Below are 24,387 nucleotides of genomic sequence, written 5' to 3'. Positions count from 1 at the left end.
TGTTATTTTCCTCCTTTTAAAGATTTAAAGTAAATAATTGTTCTGTCCAATAAACTGATTTTATTGAATATTGAGGCAGCATCACTTTTAAGAAATCTATAAAAGGTCTTATTGTAACTTGCCGCATTTCTAATGGAACGTATTAAGACTTTATTAATATGTTTCTCAAATAATTCCTGATTGAAATAATTAATCTTTGCATTTTGAGTAATAAGATGCTTAGAAGCATTTATGCTTTCTATAATTTCTTCAGGAGAAAGCTTTTTCTTTAGGGAAACAGCATTTAAGTAAGAATCGATTTTTGGATCAGAATCTGAAATTTCTAAATGCGCAAGTTGATTTATTTTTACCCTTCTTACAGATCGATTTACATTGTCAACTTTTGTTTTGCTAATGTTTGTATTGTGCTGTCTGTAATTTAATAAGGATTCGGGAATATTATAAAATTTAGTTTTAGCCAATAATCGGCTCCATAAGTCATAATCTTCAACAGGAACGTAATCATTGTCGAATTTTAAATCTCCCAAAACCTCTTTTTTAAACATTACAGTTGGATTTCCAATGTTACAACTGTGTAAAAATGATACTTTTATAGCGTCACTGTCTACACTATGCTTAATAGTTTTACTTTCTGCGTCAAAAAAAGTAAACCAAGTGCCGCATAATCCAATTTCAGGATTGTTTTTTAGAAATGTAAGTTGTTTTTCGAAACGATTGGGCATGGCAATATCATCGGCATCCATTAACGCGATATAATCTCCTTTTGCAATATTTATTCCCTCGTTTCTGAGATTTGCAGGGCCAACATTCTGTTCTTTATCAATTAAAACAATACGGTTGTCTATAGCTTTAAAATTGTTAATTATTTGTAAGCTTTCATCGGTAGATTTATCGTTTAAAATTATAAGTTCAAATTCAGAAAAAGTTTGGTTCAATATACTTTGAATGCTTTCGCTTAAGAAAGGAAATGCATTGAAGACGGGCATTATTACAGAAATTTTTGGTTCTAGCATGATTTTTGTTTTGATAAAACAAAGGTAATATTTAAGTTAAAATTATCTTAAAGAATAAATAGTAATTTTCATTGATAATGTCAGAATGTTATTATCTTTGCCCTAACAAATTTAAATAAATGAAAAAAATTCAGGTTGGATTTTTAGTGTCTTATGACTATGAATTGCTTAAAATAGCAATACCGCAAATTTACAAAGAATCCGATTCAATTTTTTTAGCAATTGATAAGCAAAGAAAAACCTGGAAAGGAGAAACTTTCGAAATTAGGCAAGATTTCTTTGAATGGATAAAATGGATTGATGTTGATTTTAAAATTGAGATATTAGAAGATAATTTTTATCATCCAGAATTAACGAGTATGCAGTGTGAAGTTCTAGAACGCAAAGCACTTGCAGAGAAAATGGGTGTAGGCAATTGGCTGATTCAATTAGACGCAGATGAGTATTTTTTAGATTTCAAAGGATTTGTAGATTTCTTGCGATCTAAAGATCATTATCTTGATAATCCGCAGAAAAACCAAATTCAAATATCTCCTTATTTAATTAATCTTTACAAAAGGGTTGATAATGGAGTATTATATGTGGAAAAGCCTACGAAAATCATGGTTGCCACAAATTTTCCAAGTTACCGAATAGGAAGACAAACTCGCAAAAGAATAATTTATTATAAAGGAGCAGTTCTTCATGAATGCATTTCGAGAACAAAAGAAGAGCTTGAAATGAAATTCAATAATTGGGGCCACGACACCGATATTAATAAAGAAGAGTTTTTAGAAAAATGGGAAACCGTAAATGAAAGTAATTATAAAACTATGAGAAACTTTTTTTACATGGAACCTGAAAAATGGAAAAAACTGGCTTTCGTAAAAGGAAGTAGTTTTAATGAAATCGAGAAAAATTTAGATTTTGATGAAGTATTGCCCTCAGGCTTTTACATATGGAAAAAGAACTTCGGGCAATGGTTTAAACATTTAACTAAAAAATAGTTTATTTCAAGATTTGATGATAAACATTTAAATATTCTGCAGCTGCAATTTTCCAATCGAAACTTGCAGCTCTTTTTTTCAATAAAGGCTCCAGTTCGTTTTTATGATCGTTAAAATGTTCTAATCCTTTAAAAAGAATATTTTTCATATATTCAGGATCAAAATCGCTCCAATAATTAGCTATATCTCCTCCAATTTCAGGAAGCGAAGTCTTGTCTGATAAGAATACTGGTTTTCCAAAACTCATAGCTTCAATAGGCGGCAGTCCAAATCCTTCTCTTATGGATGGGAAAAGAAATGCGGTACAATTTTTCATGTAAAATTGTTTGGCTTCATTACTTACTTTTCCAGTCAAGAAAACCTGATTCTGCAAACCATTATCATCAATTAATTTTCTAATAACACCACCGTATTTTTTAGAATTATTCCCAGAAATGATCAAATTAAAATCTTTTACTAATTTCATCATATTCACGATCGAAACATAATTTTTTCTTTCGATAAAATCCCCAATAGTATAAAAAAAAGGTTTATCTACCGGAATGTTGCTTACAAAATTTGTGGTGTCAAGTAAAGTAGATATTGGGTTTCCGTTGTAAATAATGTGCTCAGGTACATTAGGCACTTTAAAATACTGATGCGTTTGTTTTTTGGCAAACTCAGAGATATAGGTAATAGCGGTTGCTTTATTCAGTTTTTCGAGGAATAAACGATTACGTTTATGATTCATATCGGCAGATATTTCTTCTACAAAATTGACATCATGAATCGTTAGGAGATATTTAGTATTAGTTCTTGGCTCTAATTTAGAATTCTGGTTTACAGAATGCCATAAATCAAATTTATCAACAGGTCTGAAAGGTTTATATCTGTGAAAAGATCTGTATTTGTGATATTTAAATTTGTCATTAAACTCGTCCTTAAGCAATTCAGGTTTACCTGCATTTAGGTGAATTTGCAAATTATCAAATGATAATTGATTTAATCCTTTAATAAGTTCGTAATTAAAAGTGCCTAAACCAGTAGCTCGATTGTTTATATTGTGAGTTTCTAAAAAAACACTTTTCTTCTCTGACATATTTTTTTTAACGAAAATACAATAATAATTTGAAGTCTAAAATTCTATGCGTATTTTTGTTAATATATAAATCTACTGATGAATTTTAAAGTAAATCCCATTTTTGAAACTAGCTCAGCTTTAATTCTTGATAAAATTAAAACTTTTAATACCTCAGGAACTCTTTTTGGTAATGGCGATCGAAATAAAATAAAGCTTTTTAGCCTTGATGAAAAAACGATTAATATCAAATCGTTTAAAATTCCAAATATTATTAATAAGGTAGCTTACCGTTATTTTAGAAAGTCAAAAGCAAAGCGCTCCTTTGAGTTTGCGACTATTTTATTAGAAAAAGGTATTGGAACGCCTCAACCAATTGCATTTCTGGAAAACTTTAATCTAATAGGATTAAAAGATAGTTATTATGCTAGTGAGCATTTAATTACAGAGCTTACTTATAGGGAATTGGTTGAAATTCCTGATTATCCAGATCATGATAATATTTTAAGGCAGTTTGTGAAATTTACTTTTGAGCTTCATGAAAAAGGAGTAGAATTTTTAGATCATTCGCCAGGAAATACTTTAATTAAAAAAATAAGTGATACTGAATATGAATTCTTTTTGGTTGATTTAAACCGAATGAATTTTTATGATACCATGTCTTTTGAACAACGAATGAATAATTTCAGTCGTTTAACGCCTAAAAAAGAAATGATTGAAGTAATGAGTAATGAATATTCAAAATTCTATACCAATAAGTCTGAATCTGAGATCTTTGAAAAAATGTGGCAGGCGACTTCCAATTTTCAGGAAGAATTTATGAAAAAGAAAAGATTAAAGAAGAAATTGAAATTCTGGAAAAAGTCTTAATTCTATTTCTTTATTTTTTTTAATTCCCGAAAACGTTCTGCGACACTCAATGCATTTAGATAGCAGACTATAATCCCTTTTTTGCCATCTAAAAATCCGAATCGAAAAACATATTGATTCAAAAATTGATATGCAGGTCTGATGTAAAAATGAAAGAATGTTGGATTGGTGTTTTTCATTAATTCTTCCTGCGCTTTTAATTTACCGTAAAAGATCATTTTTTGCTTGTAATCGTCATAATTAGAATAGGAGTAATGAGTTAATCGGTTTTTTAGTATTTTAATTTCTCCATTTACAATTAATTTTTCATGTATAATTTTATTTAAATTGTAAACAGCATTTTCTTTTTTAAAAAGACGGATAATTTTGTCGGTTTGCCAGCCGCTGAAATTTAATTTTCTATTTTCAAAAATAAAATCACGATACATAAAATATGCTGAGGCACTTTTTTCCTGATGTATAATCGTATTGATTTCTTGCTGAAGTTCAGGAGTGACTCTTTCATCGGCATCAATAAAAAGTATCCACGAATTTGAAGCAAGATTAATAGTATAATTTCGCTGAAGAGCAAAATTGTCAAAAGGACGTTGAAAAGTTTTTACGTTTTTATAGCTAGAAGCAATCTCAAAAGTCTTATCGGTGCTAAAAGAATCAACAACGATAATTTCATCGGCAAAAACTAGATTATTAAGAACCTCACGTATGTTGTGTTCTTCATTATACGTTATTAATAAAGCCGATAATGATTGTTTTAGAGCCATTTTTTAGCGGATGTTTTTTTCTAGGAACGACTCGATTTTATCTTTAAAATATTCAGGTTTAAATTCCTGATACAAAGACAATGCTTCTTTTTTTAGCATTTTTTCAGATTTGCCTTCAAACAAATTTTCATGATAATCTTTTAAATGTACAGAAAGATGATGAATTCCATCTTCAAAAGTAGCCCAGATTTTCTTTTCAATCCAAGGTGAAAAAATTATGAATGAAGGTTTTTCTAAAGCTTTTGCCATATTAATGGCTCCACCATCATTCCCGATAATAAGATCGCATTGGTTTACAAGACCAATGAACGAACGAAGATCGCCTCCGAGCAAATCAAAATAGATTTTTTCCTGAGTTGATGGTTTGCAGGTGTTAAAAACAGTTTTGGCTTCTTCTAACTGTTTAGGAAAATAGTTAAAAAGAATGTTTACATCAGCATAATCAGCTATATAATCAATTACTTTAGCCATAAACTCCAAAGGATAGGTTTTAAGTTTTTCGCTGCCTAAAAGGCTAATCATGATGGTTTTTCTGTCTTTTCGAACCTGATGTTTTTCGAATAACGCAATGGCTTCTTTATTTTCTTTTTCAGAAACAAATAATTTAGGAATCGGATTTATCTCAATTTTAAGATCAAGAGGCTCTAATAAAGAAAGTCTTCTTTCTATTGCCAAACCTAAATTGGTTTTAGGAAAAGGTTCAAACGGAACATTGTCGGTGTATAAAAATGTTCTTCCTGGTTTTTTGTATGAAATTTTTCTCTTGGCATTGCTTAAAAACACCAAAATCCAACTTTCTAATTTAGAATAAGCGTCAATAATCAGATCATATTTTTCTTTTCTAATTTGCAAGCCCAGATTTAAAAGTTCTTTTTTACTCTGACGATGCTTTTCTTCAAATAAAATGATATTGTCAATATTTGAATTTCCTTCTAAAACAGCGGTTGTCGAAGCGTAAACCAGATAATCTATTTGCGCATTTGGATAAGCTGTACGCAGATTGTTGCATATAATGCTGCTGACCAAAACATCGCCAATCATTTTCTGTTGAATAACAAGTATCTTCATGTAAAACTCTTAATCGGATTGAGTGGTACAAATTGAAGCAAAAAAAATCCAAAATCCAATAATAATCAATTGGATTTTGGATTTTTAATTTTAGGATTTCTTAAAATCTATACTGCAACATCGTACTCACGAAGTGCATTGTTTAAAGAAGTTTTTAAATCTGTAGATGGTTTACGAGTTCCAATGATTAAGGCGCAAGGAACTTGATATTCTCCAGCAGCAAATTTCTTTGTATAGCTTCCTGGGATAACCACAGAACGAGCAGGTACATAACCTTTCATTTCAACTGGCTCATCGCCCGTAACATCAATAATTTTAGTAGATGCTGTCAAGCATACGTTAGCACCAAGAACTGCTTCTTTACCAACGTGAACACCTTCAACAACAATACAACGAGAACCGATAAAAGCACCATCTTCAATAATTACTGGAGCTGCTTGTAATGGCTCAAGAACACCACCAATACCAACACCACCGCTTAAGTGAACGTTTTTACCAATTTGAGCACAGCTTCCTACAGTTGCCCAAGTATCAACCATTGTTCCTTCGTCTACATAAGCACCAATGTTTACGTAACTTGGCATTAAGATTACACCGCTTGAGATGTAAGCACCATAACGAGCAACAGCATTTGGCACCACGCGGATTCCTTTTTCAGCATAATTTCTTTTTAGCAACATTTTGTCGTGGTATTCAAAAATACCAGATTCCCATGTTTCCATTTTCTGAATCGGGAAATACATTACAACTGCTTTCTTAACCCATTCGTTTACTTGCCATTTGTCACCAACTGGTTCAGCAACACGTAATTTTCCTGCGTCTACCAATTCGATAACCTCTCTAATGGCATCTGTAGTTGTAGTTTCTTGCAATAAAGCTCTGTTTTCCCAAGCTTGTTCAATTATAGTCTGTAAAGAATTCATACGTTTAATTTTTTGGCAAAGATAACGTATTTGTAGAAATGCAAAAAAGCAAAACTGCTTGAAAATGTTACAGATTTAACTTTTTGTTTCTTATTTGTAAGGTTAGCAAAGCGCGTAGGAGTTTTTAATTAATGCCATTGCCGCTAAAAGTTTTTTTTGTATCAAAATATGACAAAAGTCAGGATTTCTGCTTTTTCTTCGCTTTAATTTCGCAGTGTTGATCAACATTCCATTCCATAAATAATCATATAAGCAGTAAAATATGAATCAAGAAAATCACCTTCAAAACAGAGTAATTATAGACAAAGAAGTAAGCTGGGATAAAACTCAGGTTATCATGAGTAAAACAAATGCATATGGTATTATTGAATATGCCAACGAAGTATTTGTAGATGTTTGTGGTTATGAAGACTATGAGTTAATGGGGCAGCCTCATAATATCATACGTCACCCGGATATGCCGAAAGTAATCTTTAAAGTACTTTGGGAAAATCTTAAAAACGGAAAAAACTTTCACGCTATTGTAAAAAACCTTGCAAAGTCTGGAAGATACTATTGGGTAATTACAGATTTTGAAATTGCCCGCGACGAAAACGACGTTATTGTAAATTTTTTTGGTAGAAGACAAGCTGTACCACAAGAAGTAATTGCATTGCATATTGAACCTTTGTATAAAAAGCTATTGCAGATCGAAGCGGCAAGTGGAGTAGAATTTAGCGAAAAGTACTTGATCGGATTCTTAGAAGAGAAAAAGAGAACTTACGTTGAATATATTAAGGAGCTGATTTACGAACATGAAAAGTCACAATCTAAGTTTGCTAATTATTCTGAAGAAGAGGATGCGGGAGAGGAAGAAGAACACAGAGGTTTTTTCAGCCGTTTGTTCGGAAGATAAATTGAGTTATTTTTTAGGTTTGAATATTTGGATAAAAGTCCGTCTTGAGTTTTCAAGGCGGATTTTTGTTTTTAAGTTTAATTTAAAAAACATGAATTTAAAAAGGTTTATATTTGTATTGTAAAATGAAAGCATTATGGAAGCGATTAGATTAGAATTTCAGCCAGAAATTAGAGAAAAAATCTTAAAATTATTAAGTTCATTTTCTTCTGATGAATTGAAAATTGTGCAAGAAGATAGTTTTTCTGATCCAGAATTTGAAAAGAATAAGAAAATTTTGCAGGAAAGAGCTGAAAAAATAGAAAATCAGACAGCTCAATATATTACTTTTGAAGAGTTGGATATTTTGTTAGAGGAGACAATTAAGAAATAAGAAGATTAAGTTAACTGTTGAATTTAATGATGATCTTAAAAATATTGTGTACTTTATTGCGAAAGATAAACCTATTACGGGAAGAAAATTCAAAAATGAATTATTGAAACATTTAAAAAAAGATTTACAAAATCCATTTCACTCTAAAAAATCCATTTATTTTGATACTGAAACTTATAGGGATTATGTTTTTAAAGGTTGTACCACTATTTTTAAAATTGACTCCGAACAAAAGACTATTCATGTGATTGGTGTTTTAAAACATCGACTTTTTTAAATTAAATTTGCTGAAAACTAATCAAAATGCCAAGAATCCTTTCAATAGATTACGGACAAAAACGCACAGGAATTGCAGTGACAGACGAAATGCAGATTATCGCTTCGGGCTTAACCACGATTCCGACTCATACTTTAGTTGATTTTTTAAAAGATTATTTTGCCAAAGAAAAAGTCGAAGCGGTTTTAATTGGCGAACCTAAACAAATGAACGGTCTTCCTTCTGAAAGCGCTTCTGTAATTAATGGTTTTGTGACTCATTTTTCGAATATCTTTCCAGATATGAAAGTGATTCGTGTTGATGAGCGTTTTACTTCAAAAATGGCATTTCAAACCATGATCGACAGTGGTTTAAGTAAAAAACAGCGTCAGAACAAAGGTTTGATAGACGAAATTTCTGCCACAATTCTGCTTCAAGATTATCTTTCCGCAAAAAAATAGCGCTGTTCGTCGTATTTTTTATTTATAATTTAATGGTTTTTAGAAAATCCTAACTTTTATCGTCTAAAAATTAGTTTTTTTTTGCAATTAAAAAAGTACCTTTGCACTTTAAATAAAAATACTGTTATGCCTGACGAAACCATACGTTCAAATAGTGATGTAGTACTCATTGGCGCTGGAATAATGAGTGCCACTCTTGGAGTAATTTTGAAAGAATTACAACCAGATATAAAAATTGAAATTTACGAAAGATTAGATGTTGCTGCAGCAGAAAGCTCTGATGCTTGGAATAATGCAGGAACCGGACACTCTGCTTTTTGTGAACTAAATTATACTCCAGAAAAGGCAGACGGAAGCATAGATCCTAAAAAAGCAATAAGCATTGCAGAATCATTTGAGATTTCTCGCCAGTTTTGGTCTTACTTAGTGCAGCAGAATAAAGTGCCGTCGCCGGATAATTTTATTAAAAGCGTGCCTCATATGAGTTTTGTGTGGGGAGATAAAAATGTAGATTATTTAAAAAAGAGATTCGAAGCGCTGCAAAGCAATCCAATCTTTGCCGACATGACTTTCAGCACCGATTTTGAACAGCTTCAAAAATGGATGCCATTGGTAATGGAAGGCAGAAATGCTGATGAGAAATTAGCAGCAACACATATGGAAATTGGTACCGATGTTAATTTTGGTGCTTTAACAAGAAGTATGTTCAATTACTTAGAAAAGCTAGACGGTGTTTCTTTGTTCTTCAATCATGAAGTTAAAAAACTAAGACAGCGTGAAGACAAATCTTGGAGAATTAAGATTAAAGATTTGTCAACAGGAACTACTCGTAAAGCCTACACTAAATTTGTATTTATTGGTGCAGGAGGAGGTTCTCTTCCGTTATTAGAAAAAGCAAATGTTCCTGAAGGAAATGGATATGGAGGTTTCCCAGTAAGTGGTCAATGGCTGAAATGTACAAACCCAGAAGTAATTGCAAAACATCAAGCAAAAGTATATGGAAAAGCAAGCGTTGGAGCTCCTCCAATGTCTGTGCCTCATATTGATACTCGTGTAATTGATGGCGAAAAAGCACTTCTTTTTGGTCCATTCGCAGGATTCTCAACTCGTTTCCTTAAAAATGGTTCTTATTTAGATTTGCCGATGTCTATTAAGCCAAACAATTTAATTCCGATGTTGGCTGCAGGATATCATAATATTCCATTAACGAAATATTTAATAGAGCAGGTTCGTCAGTCTCCAAAAGACAGAATGAAAGCTTTACGCGAATATCTTCCAACAGCGCGCTCAAAAGACTGGAAATTAGAAAAAGCAGGACAGCGTGTTCAGGTGATCAAAAAAGATGAAAAAGAAGGTGGAGTTTTAGAATTTGGTACAGAAGTCATCAATACGCATGACGGAACTTTAGCAGTTCTATTAGGTGCTTCTCCTGGTGCTTCTACAGCTGTAGCAATTATGGTTGATTTGGTAAGCAGATGTTTTACAAATCAAATTAAAACACCAGAATGGCAAGCGAAATTAAAAACAATGATTCCGTCTTACGGGCAAACTTTAAATGATAAGCCTGAACTTTTAGAACAGCTTAGAAAACAAACAGCAGAAGTTTTAAAATTAAATTAAGCTTCTCATATTTCAATATTAAAAACAAATCCAGATGAATTAATCTGGATTTGTTGCTTTTAAGTCGGTTGTGTTTTTTAGAATCTTTTCTGCTAGATTGCTCATCCAGATTAATTGCTCAATTACCATTTGCGCTTCCTGCATTTTAGCTTGACGCGTTTCTTTATCCAAATCGTCATCTTCTGCTAAACGTGTAAAATGTCTGCGTTTTAATTCTTCAAATTGTAAAGTCACATCTTCTTTTTCGAAAAAAGTATCTTGTACCACAACTTCATTTCTTAAAACAGAAATAGAATGATCTAGATTGGCCAGAATAGTTTTGATGATGTAATTAAAAGAATCAGATGCAGAAGTGGTTTGGTGCGATTGAATATAAGTTGAAAGTGACGCTAAAGCAGATAATAAAGAGTGATTTAAAACCACTAATTTATTTACCAAAGGCATTGTTTTTTGTTTCGACTTAGGTTCTTGCATCATACGTTGAAAAGAAGTCATCAGGTTTCCTATTTCAACAAAAGCATTTTTTCTTGCTAAACGATATGAAGTAGGAACTTCTCCTTTTTTATTGTAAAAATCTGCAATCTCTTTTAAGTAATTTCTATTGGCTCGAATGGTGTTTTCAATATGAATGGGTGTATTGATGAATTCCCAAGCAGGCCATAAAAACTGATTGGCAATAAAAGCTAAAGTTGCTCCCGCGAGCGTATCTAATATTCTGTATTGAATAACTTCGTTAATATCTGGAGTTAAAATTCCGTAGATAAAAACGACATACATCGTAACAAATGTCGCACTAATCTTGTAATTGATTTGGGTAAATGAAATCCCAAGAAGCATACATACAATAGAGAAGATGCTCAGTGCAACATGATTCTGAATGACAGAGACAATTCCGAAAGCTATAATTCCTCCTAAAATAGTTCCAAACATTCTGTTATACGATCGTTCTTTGGTTAAACCATAACCAGGGCGCATGATTACTACAATAGTTAACAGAATCCAATATACGTTTTGAAATGGCAGAACTTGTCCAAGGAAAAAACCGATCAAAATAGTAATCGTCAAACGTATCGAATGTCTGAAAATCGAAGAAGAATAACTTAAATTTTCAATTAAAGTTCGAAGTGGATAATACTGTGGTGTTAAGAATTTTTCAAGTTCTTTGTCTTGATCTTTTAGTTTATAGGACTGCATTGCTAAAGAAAGCGCACGCTGAATCGTTTTAATTTTGCCAACCTGATTTTTGGCATATTTCAGCATATTAGTCAGCATTAAAACACCTTCTGCGGCTTCTTCTTTTCCTAGCGATTTTTCGTAATCAAAAATGGCAAATTCAAGAGCGTCCAATTCATTTTTTAAATCATGTTTGTCAACATAAACACTGATATGATTGACATTTTTGGAAAGTTTTTTGAGGGTTGAAGCCAATTTGTATGCAACATTCTGATATGTTCTTAAAACATCAGGATGCTTCGCAAATTTTTCATGAAGCTTGCTATGATCAAAAGAAGTATATAGCGCCAATTCTTGAATTTCGACTAAAGTGATAAAAACCAAAAGCATTTTTCTATTCTGGCTTGTAGTTCCAGATGCATTCTGGTTTCCAATCAGCATTTTTCTTAAATCTTCGTGAATAAGATTCAATTCTACCTGTACAGCCAGCTGTTTTTCTATAATAGCGGTTCTGTTGGCCTCGGGACTCCACAAATCTCCTCTTAATTTGAGATATTTGGCAGTAAGTTTTATTCCTTCGGCAATTTGTAGTTCTACATATTTATAAGGTTGTACGAAATGAAAAACAAGCGATACTATTAAATACAGAATTCCTCCAATAAAAATGAAACCCGAATATTCAAAAGCTTCCCAGCCTTCGTGCAAGTGTCCAAAAGATAAAGAAATTGATAATAAGGCAGAGAAGGAGATTAAAGTGGCTCGTTGTCCATAAACCGAAATCATAGAGCATAAAAACAGCAGAAACCCTAAAAAAATATAGAAAAGTATGGGAAATGGATAAACGAGATTTACTAAAAGATTAACTCCAGAGACAATAAACGAAGCAGCAATTAATCCTTTTATTTTATGGCTAAGAGAACTCGGAATATCACTGGGATACGTATAAAAAGCACCAAGCGCAATTGTAAATCCGATTTCAAAATGACCTAGAAAATTTAAAACTAAAACAGGAACAACAGAAGCAATAGTTACTTTAGAGGCGTTGAGGAAGGAAGTGCTGTTAGTAAATTTCGAAATTCTATCAATCATAAAAAGAGGTTTACTAACAAAGGTAAGAATTGTAGGAATGATTTTGGCATAATTATGGATGAGATTTTTAGTAGCGAGTAAAAAATACGAATAATACCGTATAAGAATTATTCATTGACTATTTTTTACTATTTTTGCCAGCTGAAATATCAGAACTTTAATTCTGTTTTTACAGCACATTAAAACATAAATAAAAACAAATGATTTTACCAATTGTAGGATACGGTGATCCTGTTTTAAGAAAAATAGGGCAGGATATTACACCAGAATATCCAAACCTAAAAGAAACGATCGCAAATATGTATGAGACTATGTATAATGCGTATGGAGTTGGACTTGCAGCACCGCAGGTTGGATTGCCAATTCGTTTGTTTGTGATAGATACAACGCCTTTTAGTGATGATGAGGATCTTCCTTCAGAGGAACAAAAAGATTTGAAAGGTTTTAAAAAGACTTTTATCAATGCTAAAATCGTTAAAGAAGAAGGAGAAGAGTGGGGATTTAATGAAGGCTGTTTGAGTATTCCTGATGTGCGCGAAGACGTTTACAGAAAACCAACTGTTACAATCGAATATTGTGAGGAAGATTTTGTAATGAAAACGGAAGTATTTGACGGATTAATTGCAAGAGTTATCCAGCATGAATACGACCACATTGAAGGAATCTTGTTTACAGATAAAATCTCATCTCTAAAAAAACGTTTAATCCAAAAGAAATTGAAAAATATTACTGAGGGAAAAACATCTCAGGAATATAGAATGAAATTTTTTGCAGCTAAAAAAGCAAGATAAGTTTTCTAAATATTTAGAAACAAAAAATAAATAAAATTCTTAATACTAATTTTAATAAAAATGAATTTAACGAAAATTTTAGCCATTTCAGGAAAACCAGGTTTATACGAATTAAAAGTACAAACTCGTACAGGTTTTGTGGCGGAATCATTAATTGATGGGAAGAAGATTACTGTAAATCTAAAAAGCAATGTAAGTTTATTGTCTGAAATTTCGATTTATACTTATGAAGGCGAGAAACCGTTAACTGAAGTAATGCAGCAGATTGCCGTTAAAGAAAACAAAGGACAAGCTATCTCTCATAAAGAAGATAACGCTACTTTATCTGCTTATTTTAAACAAATTCTTCCTGATTACGACGAAGAAAGAGTTTACCCATCAGATATCAAAAAAGTATTAAATTGGTATAACACGCTTCAAGCAAAAGGTTTGGTTACAGATTTAGCTCCTGCTGCTGAAGAACCAAAAGAAGAAGCTCCAGTTGCTGCTGAAAAACCGAAAAAAGCTCCAGCAGCTAAAAAAGCAAAAGCTAAAAAAGAAGAATAATAGTTTTTCTTTAAACATAAATAATCCTGTTAAGATGTTTTCTTGGCAGGATTTTTTAATTTTACAGAATCGAGTTTAAATCAAAAGAAACTTCAAAATGAGTAGAGAAAACCAGTTAAAAGCATTTGAGAGATTATTGAATATCATGGATGAACTTCGTGAGCAATGTCCGTGGGATAAAAAGCAGACTCTTCAGACATTAAGACATTTAACAATCGAAGAAACTTATGAATTGGGCGATGCTATTTTGGATAATGATTTAAATGAAGTTAAAAAAGAATTGGGAGATTTGTTGCTTCATATTGTCTTTTATGCCAAAATTGGCAGTGAAACCAATGATTTTGATATTGCTGACGTTTGCAATGAAATCTGTGAGAAACTCATTCACCGTCATCCTCATATCTATGGAGACGTGAAAGTAGAAAATGAAGAAGAGGTAAAACAAAACTGGGAAAAATTAAAACTTAAAGAAGGCAAGAAGTCTGTTTTAGAAGGTGTTCCAAGAAGTCTTCCGGCAATGGTTAAAGCAAGCCGAATTCAAGATAAAGTAAAAGGCGTGGGCTTCGATTGGGAAGAGCCACATCAAGTTTGGGATAAAGTGCAAGAAGAATTGCAAGAATTGCAAGACGAAGTAAAAACTGGAAATCAAGATAAAATTGAAGACGAGTTTGGTGACGTTTTGTTTTCTATGATTAATTACGCAAGATTTTTGAATGTAAATCCTGAAGATGCTTTAGAGAGAACCAATAAGAAGTTTATAAAACGTTTTCAATACTTAGAAAGTAAAGCCAACGAATTAGGAAAACCTTTAATGGATATGACGCTTACAGAAATGGATGTTTTCTGGAACGAGGCTAAAAAACTCTAGTTGTCGGCCAATTTTTTTAAAGCGCGAACATCTTTCAACATGATTTTTTTACCAACTAATTCTATTAATTCCAATTTATTAAAATCAGATAATAGACGGATACAGCTTTCTGTTGCCGTTCCAATAATACCTGCAAGCTCTTCTCTTGTTAGCTGAACTTTAAGTGTTTTGTCGGTATCTTCACCAAATTCATCATGCAAGTGCAGTAAAGTTTCGGCAAGTCTCTGCTTAACTGTTTTTTGAACTAAGGCAATTTTTTCATTTTCAGATTCTTTTAAATCTTCGCATACAGATTGCATCATATTTAAAGAAAACTGATTGTTATTATTAAAGAAATTGATGATTTCAGCTTTAGGAATAAAACAAACTTCCATGTCGGCAATCGCTTTTGCGGTCAAATTTGCAGGTTCATTGCTAATCATAGAACGCTGTCCCAGAAGTTCGCCAGATTTGACCAATTTTACAATTTGGTCTTTTCCGTTTGCACTCAGTTTTGAAAGCTTTCCAACACCATCTTTTACACAGAAAACGCCATTGGTTACTTCTCCTTCTTCAAAAAGAGCATCACCTTTTTTAATTTTGTAAGTCGTTTTACTGCTGGCTAATTTAATAACTTCTTCTTTGTTAAGGGCTTTTAATGAGCTTAACTGGCGTACAATGCATTGATCACATTTGTTCATGACAATATTTGTTTGCTGCAAAAATAAGGATATTTGAGTGTTTTTAACCACCTTTATAAGGTAAATTTATTATAAATTAGGGTTAGCTCTCTTTTGAGCTTTTTATTTTATAAATTTAGAATTCCAATTTCAAAATAATATGACAATTATCATCTTAATAATTGTGCTTTAATTGGAAATTTGTGGCAAATAAAAACAAGTTTATGAGGGAGCAAAGTTGTTTTCATTGTGGTTTAACTATTGAACAAAATGAAGAAATTGATTTTGATGATAAAAAGTTTTGTTGCACTGGCTGTAAAACAGTTTACGAAATTTTCAGCATCAATGACCTGACATCTTATTATGATTTTGAAAAGTCTCCAGGCGCCACTCCACAAGACATCAGAGGAAAATATGATTTTTTAGAAAATGAAACTATACTTGCAAAAGTTTTAGAGTTTCAAGAAGGAAACACATCGATTGTTTCTTTAAATATTCCACATATTCATTGCAGTTCTTGTATATGGATTTTAGAAAACCTAAATCGTCTTCAGCCTGGAATTAGCACTTCTCAAGTTAATTTTCACGAAAAGAAAGTTAGAATTACCTTTAATTCTGATGTAGTTTGTTTAAAAGAAATAGTTTATCTCCTTAGTTCTATAGGTTATGAACCTTATATTAGTTTAGAAAATTACGGATCTGCAAAAGCAAAAGTCGACAGAAGTTTAACCTATAAATTGGGTGTTGCATTTTTCTGTTTCGGAAATATCATGCTGCTTTCATTTCCAGAATATTTCGAAATGAAAGAGTTCTGGCTAGATAGTTACAAGCCGTTTTTTAGATTACTTATTTTTCTCCTAGCATTACCCACTTTTTTATACTCAGCGAGCGGATACTATGTTTCTGCTTATCATAGTATTAGAACGAGAATGCTTAATATTGATATTCCGATTGCTTTAGGAATTGTCGTGATGTTTATTCGCAGCACTTATGATATGCTGATGGATCACGGTCCAGGATTTTTTGACAGTTTGGCCAGTTTGATATTTTTTATGCTTCTTGGCAAAATGTTTCAGATTAAAACCTATAGTTTTTTAAGTTTCGAAAGGGATTTTAAATCTTATTTTCCAATCGCAGTTACCAAAATCAATAAAGATGCTTCTGAAGAAAACGTTGCCATTTATGATGTTCTAAAAGGAGATCGATTGTTAATTAGAAATCAGGAGCTTATCCCTGTTGATGGAATTTTAATCAGCGAAAGTGCCGAGATAGATTATAGTTTTGTTACAGGTGAAGCGGTACCAATCACTAAAAAGTCTGGTGATAAAGTTTTTGCAGGAGGAAAACAGATTGGTAAAGTAATAGAAATGGAAGTCTTGCATTCTGTTTCTCAAAGTTATTTAACTCAATTATGGAGTAACGAGATTTTTCAGAAAAAAGTAGATCAAAAACACAAAACCATAACAGATGCAATCAGTCGATATTTTACCCCCATATTATTGCTCATTGCATTTGCTGGTTTTGGTTATTGGATTTTTATAGATGCCAATACAGCTTTTAATGTCTTTACAGCGGTATTGATTGTAGCTTGTCCGTGTGCATTAGCACTAACTGCTCCGTTTACTTTTGGAAACATATTACGCATTTTAGGTAAAAAGAAATTCTATTTAAAAAATGCTGTAGTAATAGAACAGCTTGCCAAAGTTGATACTATTGTTTTTGATAAAACAGGAACAATTACGACCAACAAGAAATCAAATATAATGTATGAAGGAAATGCTATTTCAAATTCAGATATTATATTGATTAAAAACGTACTGCGAGGTTCAAACCATCCGTTAAGCAGAATGCTTTATGATTTTCTTCCAGAGACAAAACGTATTAATATAGAAGAGTTCCAAGAAATTACAGGAAAAGGTATTTTGGCTACTGTTGATGGGAAAGAAATAAAAATTGGTTCTGGACAATTTGTTAATGATATAGTTGCGGATGGTTTAGAAATTGAGAAGACAGCATTGCACATTAAGATAGGAGAGATCTATTTTGGAAAATTTACTTTCCAAAATCAATATAGAGAAGGTTTGGAAAAGCTTTTTGCAAATTTGAGTAAAGATTACAAAATAAAAGTGCTTTCTGGTGATAATGATGGAGAAAGATCAAATCTAGAAGCTATTCTGCCCAAAGGCACTGAGTTAGTGTTTAATCAAAAACCTGAACAAAAGCTTGAATACATAAAAAAACTTCAAGAAAAAGGACAAAATGTAATGATGGTTGGCGATGGCTTAAATGATGCTGGGGCATTAGCCCAAAGTAATGTAGGGATTTCCATATCAGAAAATGTCAATGTTTTTTCGCCAGCCTGCGATGCAATTTTGGACGCAACAGAATTTTCGCGTTTCAATTACTTTTTAAAGCTTTCCCATAAAGCAATTTTGATTATAAAGATGAGTTTTGGGCTTTCATTGCTGTACAACGTGGTCGGACTCGTATTTGCGGTTACAGGAAATCTGCTTCCGCTGGTTGCTGCGATCATTATGCCATTGAGTACAATTACGATTGTAAGTTTTGTGACTTTTATGTCTAACTATTTCAGTAATAGAAATTTAGAATGATTTTAAATTATTAAAGGACATATTTTATTAAATTTAACATAACTAATCGTCTATGATAATTATCATATTTTATGCGCCTTTAACAAACTAATTTTGTTAATATAAATTCAAGGTATGAGTGTTATTTATCTATTAATTTCAGTAAGTATTTTTGTGGCAATCTGTTTCTTTATTGCCTTTATCGCAGCTGTCAAATCTGGACAGTATGATGATGATTATACACCTTCAGTCAGAATTCTTTTTGATGACGAAACCAAAATTAATTCCCAAAATAATAATTCAACAATCGAAGAAAAACAAGTATAATTATGGAAATGGAACAGTTTTATTACGACAACAAAATTGTAAAAAAATTCATTTATGCCACAATTCTTTTTGGAGTTGTAGGTATGTTAGTGGGACTTACCTTGGCGGTAATGTACCTTTTTCCCAACATTACAGATGGGATTTCGTGGCTGAGTTACGGCCGTTTGAGACCGTTACACACCAATGCAGTTATTTTTGCCTTTGTAGGTAATGCTTTCTTCGCTGGTATGTACTACTCGCTGCAAAGATTGCTAAAAGCCAGAATGTTTAGTGATTTTCTTAGTAATCTTCACTTCTGGGGATGGCAGTTAATTATTGTAGCCGCTGCGATTACACTTCCGTTAGGTTATACTTCTTCTAAAGAATATGCAGAGTTAGAGTGGCCAATTGACATTGCTATCGCTTTAATTTGGGTGGTAATGGGTATCAATATGATTGGTACCATGCTTCGCCGTAGAGAGCGTCACTTATATGTTGCAATTTGGTTTTATTTAGCAACGTTTGTAACGGTAGCAGTATTGCATATCTTTAATAATATTGAAATTCCAGTTTCAGGTTTAAAAAGTTACTCTGTGTATGCTGGTGTTCAGGATGCGCTTGTACAATGGTGGTACGGGCACAATGCGGTGGCATTCTTCCTTACAACTCCATTCTTGGGATTAATGTACTATTTCGTTCCAAAAATTGCAAACAGACCTGTTTACTCTTATAGATTATCTATTATTCACTTTTGGTCTTTAATCTTTATCTATATATGGGCTGGACCTCACCACTTATTATACTCTGCATTGCCAAACTGGGCTCAGAATTTAGGGGTTGCATTCTCAGTAATGTTAATTGCTCCATCGTGGGGAGGTATGATCAATGGTCTTCTTACTTTAAGAGGAGCTTGGGATAAAGTTCGTGAAGAACCAGTTTTAAAATTCTTCGTAGTAGCGATTACTGGTTACGGTATGGCGACTTTTGAAGGGCCAATGTTGTCTTTAAAAAATGTAAATGCACTTGCTCACTATACTGATTGGATTGTAGCGCACGTACACGTAGGAGCTTTAGCTTGGAACGGCTTCATGTCATTTGGTATTATCTATTGGCTGATTCCAAGAATGACGAAATCGGAATTATTTTCTAAGGGCTTAGCAAACTTCCATTTCTGGATTGGGACTTTAGGTATTATATTTTATACAATTCCGTTGTATGTAGCTGGTTTTCAACAAGCATCAATGTGGAAACAGTTTAATCCAGATGGTACTTTAACTTATGGGAACTTCCTTGAAACGGTAACCGCTATTATGCCAATGTATTGGATGAGAGCTATCGGAGGTAGTTTATATCTAATAGGTATGCTGGCATTGGTTTATAATATTATTATGACTGTAAAGGCTGGTAATACAATTGAAGATGAATTGGCTCAAGCACCAGCTTTGCAAAGAATCAGCAGCAGTAGAGTAAGAGGAGAGAAATTCCATTCATGGTTAGAAAGAAAACCAATTCAGTTAACTATTCTAGCTACAATCGCAATTTTAATTGGAGGTATTATTCAGATTGTGCCAACAATTATGGTAAAATCAAATATTCCGACAATTTCAAGTGTAAAACCATATACACCGTTAGAGCTTGAAGGACGTGATTTATATATCAGAGAAGGTTGCGTTGGATGTCACTCACAATCAGTTCGTCCGTTTAGACACGAAGTTGTTCGTTACAATGGGCCGCAAGCTAAAGCGGGAGAGTTTGTTTATGACCATCCATTCTTATGGGGATCAAAACGTACAGGACCAGACTTATTGAGAGTAGGTGGTAAGTACAATGACAACTGGCATTTTAACCATATGTGGAATCCGCAAAGCACATCTGCTGGATCTATCATGCCAGGTTATAAATGGCTGTTTGATAACAAACCGATGGATATTTCATTGACTCAGAAAAAAATGCAGGCAATGATTTCTTTAGGAGTGCCATATACTCCAGAAGAAGTTGCAAATGCACAGAGAACTTTAAGAGAGCAGGCTGTTAAGATTGAAAAAAGCTTAGAAAGCGATCCTGATTTCGTTAAGAGTTATGAAGACAGCCGTAAAAAAGCTGCTGCAAAAGGCGAGAAATTCATTCCGATGAACGAAAGAGAAATCGTTGCTTTGATTGCTTATATTCAAAGACTTGGTACTGATATTAAAGTAAAAGAAACTTCAAAATAATAGCATTATGTTTGAACAGATAAAACACAATATGGAAACAATATCGGGTGTAGAATTATACCCGATTATTTCCCTCTTGATTTTCTTCTTCTTCTTTGTAGGATTAGGCATTTGGGTGTTCTCTTATAGAAAAGAAAAAATTCAAGAAATGAGTAATATACCTTTAGATGAAGGACTTAGTGTAATTACAAAAGATAGATAAAAATGAAAAAGTTTTTCCCAGTATATGTTAGAGTACCGCTGATTTTCTTCATCGTATTTGCTTTGATGGAATATTTTATAGATTCGGGCGATAAGCCAGCTTTTGTAAAATATCCAATGGTATCACTCTTTTTATTTGTCTTTTTGTTTATTCTAATTGCCATTGAGATTACGCTTAGCGCTGTAAATCGAGTAATGTTCCAATTATTATCACCAGAAGAAAAAGCACAAAAAGAACTTGAAGAAAGTTTAAGTTTCAAAGAAAGCACTTGGTTTAAAAACCTAATGCATAAATTGACTAAAACAGAACCAATTGAAAAAGAAGCCGACTTATTGATGGATCATGATTATGACGGAATCAAAGAGTTGGATAATAATTTACCGCCATGGTGGGTGTATTTATTCTACATCTGTATCATTTTTGGAGTAATTTATGTTGTTCGTTACGATGTTTTAGGTGCGGATGATCAGGAGATGGAATTGAAAAAAGAAATGGCACAGGCAAAAATTGATGTTGAAGAGTACATGAAAACTGCTCCAGATTTAATGGACGAAAAAACAGTTGTTTTACTAACTGATGCACCAAGTTTAGATGAAGGTAAAACAATCTTTACAACCAATTGTGCTGCCTGTCACCGTGCCGATGCAGGAGGGCAGATTGGACCAAACCTTACAGATGATAAATGGATTTTAGGAGGAGGAATTAAAAATCTATTCCATACCATTACAAATGGAGGTAGAGACGGTAAAGGGATGATTGCTTGGAAAGGAACCCTTAAGCCAAAAGAAATACAAAAAGTGGCAAGCTATATTCTGTCTTTGCAAGGAAGTAATCCTAAAGATCCTAAAGAGGCAGAAGGAGAAGTTTGGGTAGATGATAGTGCTCCTAAAACCGATGCCGCTGCAGCAACCACAAAAGATACCACAGAAGTTAAAAAATAATTAGAATATCATGTCAAATTTACCAGACGAAGCTTTTAGAGATACCATTGGAACAATAGATGAAGGTGGTAAACGAAAATTTATATTTCCTAAAAAACCGTCTGGTAAATTTTATGATTATAGAAAAATTGTCAGCTACGTTTTATTGGCGATTTTATTCATAAATCCTTTTATTAAGGTTAATGGGAATCAGTTTATGATGTTCAATATCTTGGAACGTCGTTTTAATATTTTTGGATTCCCTTTTTGGCCACAGGATTTTTATCTCTTCGTAATTTCAATGCTTGTCGGCGTTGTATTTATAATATTATTTACTGTTGTTTTCGGAAGAATATTTTGCGGCTGGATCTGCCCGCAGACTATTTTCCTCGAAATGGTTTTCCGTCGTATAGAGTATTGGATCGATGGAGATCGTGGGTCTCAGAGTCGATTAGCGAGACAGGAATGGAATGCTGAAAAAATTAGAAAGAGAGTTCTAAAATGGACGATATTTTTCCTAATCTCTTTCCTTATTGCTAATATTTTTCTTGCGTACTTGGTAGGAAGCGATGCTTTATTCTTAATGATAGAGCAAGGTCCTGTAAAACAAGCAAGCAATTTTATTGCGCTACTTATATTTACGAGTGTTTTCTATTTCGTTTTTGTATGGTTCCGTGAACAGGTTTGTATTATCGCTTGTCCATACGGAAGATTGCAAGGTGTTCTTCTAGACAATAAATCTATAAATGTTGCTTATGATTTTGTGCGTGGAGAAAAAGAAGAAGGACGTGCAAAATTCAAAAAAAATGAAGATAGGGCATTAACTGGAAAAGGAGATTGTATTGATTGTCTTCAATGTGTTCACGTCTGCCCAATGGGAATTGACATTAGAAACGGAACGCAGTTGGAATGTACAAACTGTACAGCTTGTATAGACGAATGTGATCATATTATGGAATCTGTAGGATTGCCAAAAGGTCTTATCCGATATGCTTCTGAAGATGAAATTGCAAAAAAAGAACCTTTCAAGTTTACAGCAAGAATGAAAGGATATACAGCTGTTCTCTTCATTTTATTGAGTATTTTTGTTGGAATGCTATTTTTAAGAACAGATGTTCAGGCTGTTGTTTTACGTTTGCCAGGTCAGTTGTTCCAGCATGATGGTGAAAAAATCAGTAATGTTTACACTTATAAAATTGTAAACAAAACAATGAAAGATTACAACGACATTCATTTTGAATTAATAGATCAAAAAGGAGAAATCAAAAATGTAGGAAAAAGACATTTTAAAGTTGCTAAAGAAGGAATTTCTCAAGGAACATTGTTTATCGAAATTGATGAAGTTTTATTGGAAAGTGATAAAACTAAAGTAAAAATAGGAGTTTATAATGGTTCTGAACTCATAGAAACTACATCAACAAATTTCTTAGGACCACGCAGTTTTAATTAAAACATTTACATCATGAAATTTAATTGGGGAACAGGAATTGTCATTGCATTCGGATTGTTTATGACCTTTATTTTATATTTTGTTTTTGAAGTGCAGTCAAATTCTAAATACGATAATGATTTGGTTGTCGAAGAATATTACAAACATGACACGCACTTTCAGGAAGAAATGGCAAGAATTCAGAATGCACACGATTTACAGCATAAGCCATCAATCAAATATACTGGAGAAGGTGTAGCAGTAATTTTTCCTGCAGGATTTGAAAGCGATAAAGTAAAAGGAAATATTCAATTGTACAGACCTTCAAATAAAAAATTTGATTTTAATACTCAAATTGCTTTAACCAATTCTGAAATCATTATTCCACAGAAAAAATTAATAAAAGGACGTTGGGATGTTAATATGGAATGGCAGTACGAGGGTAAAAAATATCTCACTAAAGAAGTTATTTACGTAAACTAAACATCATGTTATTCTCAGCTTTCTTCTTAGGTTTAATCAGCAGTTTGCATTGCGTCGGAATGTGTGGACCAATTGCTATGATGCTTCCTGTAGATAGGCAAAATGAAGCTAAAAGAGTGACGCAGATTATGACGTATCATTTCGGCAGATTATCAGCTTATGCTACTATCGGATTGATTTTTGGTTTGCTTGGAAGAGGTTTTTTCTTAGCAGGACTACAGCAAAAAATGTCAATTATTATTGGTGTCATAATGATTATTGTGGTTTTAATTCCTGAGAAAAAATTTGCACAATACAATTTTTCTAAGCCAGTTTATAAAATCATTTCAAAAATTAAAACTAATCTAGGAAGTCAGTTTAAAAATAAGAGTTACAAATCTCTTTTTACAATTGGTCTTCTAAACGGTTTTTTACCATGCGGAATGGTTTATGTTGCTTTGTTTGGAGCAATTGCAATGCAAAGCGCAAGTCTTGGAGTTCTTTACATGTTTTTGTTTGGAATCGGGACGATACCGTTAATGACAGTTGTGGTTTATGTCAACTCATTATTAAAATTGCCCTTCAGAAACAAAATCCAAAAGGCAATTCCGTATGTAGCCGTTATAATTGGTGTTTTATTTATCCTTCGTGGATTGGGATTGGGAATTCCATATATTTCTCCTTCAAACATGAGTTTGTTTGTACAGCAGACTCCAAACTGCCACTAGAAAATATCTTATTTCTTTGATGAAAATTGAAAAAATATTTCAATATATAGAAATATGGGCTTTTTCATTTCGAAAAAAAAAAGAGATTTTAAAGAAATAAGTTTCTGCATATAATAAACTATGTGCA

25 protein-coding genes are annotated in these 24,387 nt (G+C 32.8%); 18 read left to right on the top strand and 7 right to left on the bottom strand.

The annotated features are described in order from the left end of the window. Positions 1–2 precede the first annotated feature (2 nt). The gene (locus DM397_RS16275; protein ID WP_111378547.1) at positions 3–1,013 is read right to left on the bottom strand and encodes a glycosyltransferase family 2 protein; all 1,011 of its coding nucleotides are present in this window, start codon (positions 1,011–1,013) and stop codon (positions 3–5) included. Between the two features lie 119 nt (positions 1,014–1,132). Here DM397_RS16275 and DM397_RS16270 point away from each other — a divergent pair, with 119 nt between their 5' ends. Then, the gene (locus tag DM397_RS16270; protein ID WP_111378546.1) at positions 1,133–1,999 is read left to right on the top strand and encodes a hypothetical protein; all 867 of its coding nucleotides are present in this window, start codon (positions 1,133–1,135) and stop codon (positions 1,997–1,999) included. 1 nt (position 2,000) lies between these two features. Here DM397_RS16270 and DM397_RS16265 read toward each other — a convergent pair whose 3' ends face one another. Next, positions 2,001–3,077, bottom strand: coding sequence for a glycosyltransferase family 4 protein (locus DM397_RS16265; protein ID WP_111378545.1), 1,077 nt, complete (start codon positions 3,075–3,077; stop codon positions 2,001–2,003). A gap of 78 nt (positions 3,078–3,155) precedes the next feature. Between DM397_RS16265 and DM397_RS16260 the strand changes: the two genes are divergently transcribed. Continuing rightward, entirely contained in the window at positions 3,156–3,926 is a 771-nt protein-coding gene (locus DM397_RS16260; protein WP_111378544.1) for a Kdo domain containing protein, read from the top strand. Between the two features lie 2 nt (positions 3,927–3,928). On the opposite strand, the gene DM397_RS16255 is transcribed toward DM397_RS16260, so the two are convergent. The 3 genes from DM397_RS16255 to DM397_RS16245 all read right to left on the bottom strand — a co-directional run bounded on the left by DM397_RS16255 (position 3,929) and on the right by DM397_RS16245 (position 6,678). Further along, positions 3,929–4,687 (bottom strand): glycosyltransferase family 2 protein, encoded by a 759-nt coding sequence (locus DM397_RS16255; RefSeq protein WP_111378543.1) that lies wholly within the window; start codon positions 4,685–4,687, stop codon positions 3,929–3,931. A 3-nt stretch (positions 4,688–4,690) separates the two neighbouring features. Beyond that, a complete protein-coding gene (locus DM397_RS16250) occupies positions 4,691–5,755 on the bottom strand; it encodes a glycosyltransferase family 9 protein (protein WP_111378542.1) in 1,065 nt (354 codons plus the stop codon). Between the two features lie 107 nt (positions 5,756–5,862). Beyond that, on the bottom strand, positions 5,863–6,678 hold the full coding sequence (locus tag DM397_RS16245) for a 2,3,4,5-tetrahydropyridine-2,6-dicarboxylate N-succinyltransferase (RefSeq protein ID WP_008462641.1): 816 nt from the start codon (positions 6,676–6,678) through the stop codon (positions 5,863–5,865). A gap of 262 nt (positions 6,679–6,940) precedes the next feature. Here DM397_RS16245 and DM397_RS16240 point away from each other — a divergent pair, with 262 nt between their 5' ends. The 5 genes from DM397_RS16240 (at position 6,941) to DM397_RS16220 (ending at position 10,283) form a co-directional block, all read left to right on the top strand. After that, positions 6,941–7,573 (top strand): PAS domain-containing protein, encoded by a 633-nt coding sequence (locus DM397_RS16240; RefSeq protein ID WP_111378541.1) that lies wholly within the window; start codon positions 6,941–6,943, stop codon positions 7,571–7,573. A gap of 136 nt (positions 7,574–7,709) precedes the next feature. Continuing rightward, a complete protein-coding gene (locus DM397_RS16235) occupies positions 7,710–7,946 on the top strand; it encodes a hypothetical protein (RefSeq protein WP_111378540.1) in 237 nt (78 codons plus the stop codon). A 4-nt stretch (positions 7,947–7,950) separates the two neighbouring features. Next, positions 7,951–8,223 carry a type II toxin-antitoxin system RelE/ParE family toxin gene (locus DM397_RS16230; protein ID WP_111378539.1) on the top strand — a complete coding sequence of 91 codons (273 nt, stop codon included), beginning with the start codon at positions 7,951–7,953 and terminating at the stop codon, positions 8,221–8,223. 26 nt (positions 8,224–8,249) lie between these two features. Beyond that, positions 8,250–8,663, top strand: coding sequence for a Holliday junction resolvase RuvX (gene ruvX, locus DM397_RS16225; protein ID WP_111378538.1), 414 nt, complete (start codon positions 8,250–8,252; stop codon positions 8,661–8,663). Positions 8,664–8,789: 126 nt separating this feature from the next. After that, positions 8,790–10,283 (top strand): malate:quinone oxidoreductase, encoded by a 1,494-nt coding sequence (locus tag DM397_RS16220; protein WP_111378537.1) that lies wholly within the window; start codon positions 8,790–8,792, stop codon positions 10,281–10,283. Positions 10,284–10,322: 39 nt separating this feature from the next. Here the strand turns inward: DM397_RS16220 and DM397_RS16215 are convergent, their stop codons facing one another. Then, positions 10,323–12,545: an FUSC family protein gene (locus tag DM397_RS16215; protein ID WP_111378536.1), complete on the bottom strand. Its 2,223-nt coding sequence runs from the start codon at positions 12,543–12,545 to the stop codon at positions 10,323–10,325. Between the two features lie 200 nt (positions 12,546–12,745). Between DM397_RS16215 and def the strand changes: the two genes are divergently transcribed. The 3 genes from def to mazG all read left to right on the top strand — a co-directional run bounded on the left by def (position 12,746) and on the right by mazG (position 14,750). Then, complete coding sequence (def, locus tag DM397_RS16210) at positions 12,746–13,336, top strand: peptide deformylase (protein ID WP_111378535.1); 591 nt, start codon at positions 12,746–12,748, stop codon at positions 13,334–13,336. A gap of 60 nt (positions 13,337–13,396) precedes the next feature. After that, positions 13,397–13,882, top strand: a complete 486-nt coding sequence (locus DM397_RS16205; protein ID WP_111378534.1) for a DUF5606 family protein — start codon at positions 13,397–13,399, stop codon at positions 13,880–13,882. A 97-nt stretch (positions 13,883–13,979) separates the two neighbouring features. Continuing rightward, positions 13,980–14,750 (top strand): nucleoside triphosphate pyrophosphohydrolase, encoded by a 771-nt coding sequence (mazG, locus tag DM397_RS16200; protein WP_111378533.1) that lies wholly within the window; start codon positions 13,980–13,982, stop codon positions 14,748–14,750. On the opposite strand, the gene DM397_RS16195 is transcribed toward mazG, so the two are convergent. Beyond that, on the bottom strand, positions 14,747–15,430 hold the full coding sequence (locus DM397_RS16195; RefSeq protein WP_111378532.1) for a Crp/Fnr family transcriptional regulator: 684 nt from the start codon (positions 15,428–15,430) through the stop codon (positions 14,747–14,749). The genes mazG and DM397_RS16195 overlap by 4 nt on opposite strands. Positions 15,431–15,633: 203 nt before the next feature. Here DM397_RS16195 and DM397_RS16190 point away from each other — a divergent pair, with 203 nt between their 5' ends. The 8 genes from DM397_RS16190 to DM397_RS16155 all read left to right on the top strand — a co-directional run bounded on the left by DM397_RS16190 (position 15,634) and on the right by DM397_RS16155 (position 24,260). After that, on the top strand, positions 15,634–18,021 hold the full coding sequence (locus DM397_RS16190) for a heavy metal translocating P-type ATPase (protein ID WP_111378531.1): 2,388 nt from the start codon (positions 15,634–15,636) through the stop codon (positions 18,019–18,021). Positions 18,022–18,135: 114 nt separating this feature from the next. Continuing rightward, positions 18,136–18,327, top strand: coding sequence for a cbb3-type cytochrome oxidase assembly protein CcoS (gene ccoS, locus DM397_RS16185; RefSeq protein WP_111378530.1), 192 nt, complete (start codon positions 18,136–18,138; stop codon positions 18,325–18,327). Between the two features lie 2 nt (positions 18,328–18,329). Then, a complete protein-coding gene (gene ccoN / locus DM397_RS16180) occupies positions 18,330–20,519 on the top strand; it encodes a cytochrome-c oxidase, cbb3-type subunit I (RefSeq protein WP_111378529.1) in 2,190 nt (729 codons plus the stop codon). Between the two features lie 7 nt (positions 20,520–20,526). After that, positions 20,527–20,721: a CcoQ/FixQ family Cbb3-type cytochrome c oxidase assembly chaperone gene (locus DM397_RS16175; RefSeq protein WP_111378528.1), complete on the top strand. Its 195-nt coding sequence runs from the start codon at positions 20,527–20,529 to the stop codon at positions 20,719–20,721. Between the two features lie 2 nt (positions 20,722–20,723). After that, a complete protein-coding gene (locus tag DM397_RS16170) occupies positions 20,724–21,662 on the top strand; it encodes a cbb3-type cytochrome c oxidase N-terminal domain-containing protein (RefSeq protein WP_111378527.1) in 939 nt (312 codons plus the stop codon). Positions 21,663–21,672: 10 nt separating this feature from the next. Next, positions 21,673–23,091: a cytochrome c oxidase accessory protein CcoG gene (gene ccoG, locus DM397_RS16165; protein WP_111378526.1), complete on the top strand. Its 1,419-nt coding sequence runs from the start codon at positions 21,673–21,675 to the stop codon at positions 23,089–23,091. Between the two features lie 12 nt (positions 23,092–23,103). Continuing rightward, on the top strand, positions 23,104–23,553 hold the full coding sequence (locus tag DM397_RS16160) for a FixH family protein (RefSeq protein ID WP_008462668.1): 450 nt from the start codon (positions 23,104–23,106) through the stop codon (positions 23,551–23,553). A gap of 5 nt (positions 23,554–23,558) precedes the next feature. Then, entirely contained in the window at positions 23,559–24,260 is a 702-nt protein-coding gene (locus DM397_RS16155) for a sulfite exporter TauE/SafE family protein (protein ID WP_111378525.1), read from the top strand. Positions 24,261–24,387: the final 127 nt, after the last annotated feature.

Origin of the sequence: Flavobacterium nitrogenifigens, from assembly GCF_003254565.1 — a bacterium.
GTDB lineage: Bacteria > Bacteroidota > Bacteroidia > Flavobacteriales > Flavobacteriaceae > Flavobacterium > Flavobacterium nitrogenifigens.
Note: the sequence above shows the minus strand (reverse complement) of the source record. Positions and strands in the feature narration are given on the sequence as shown.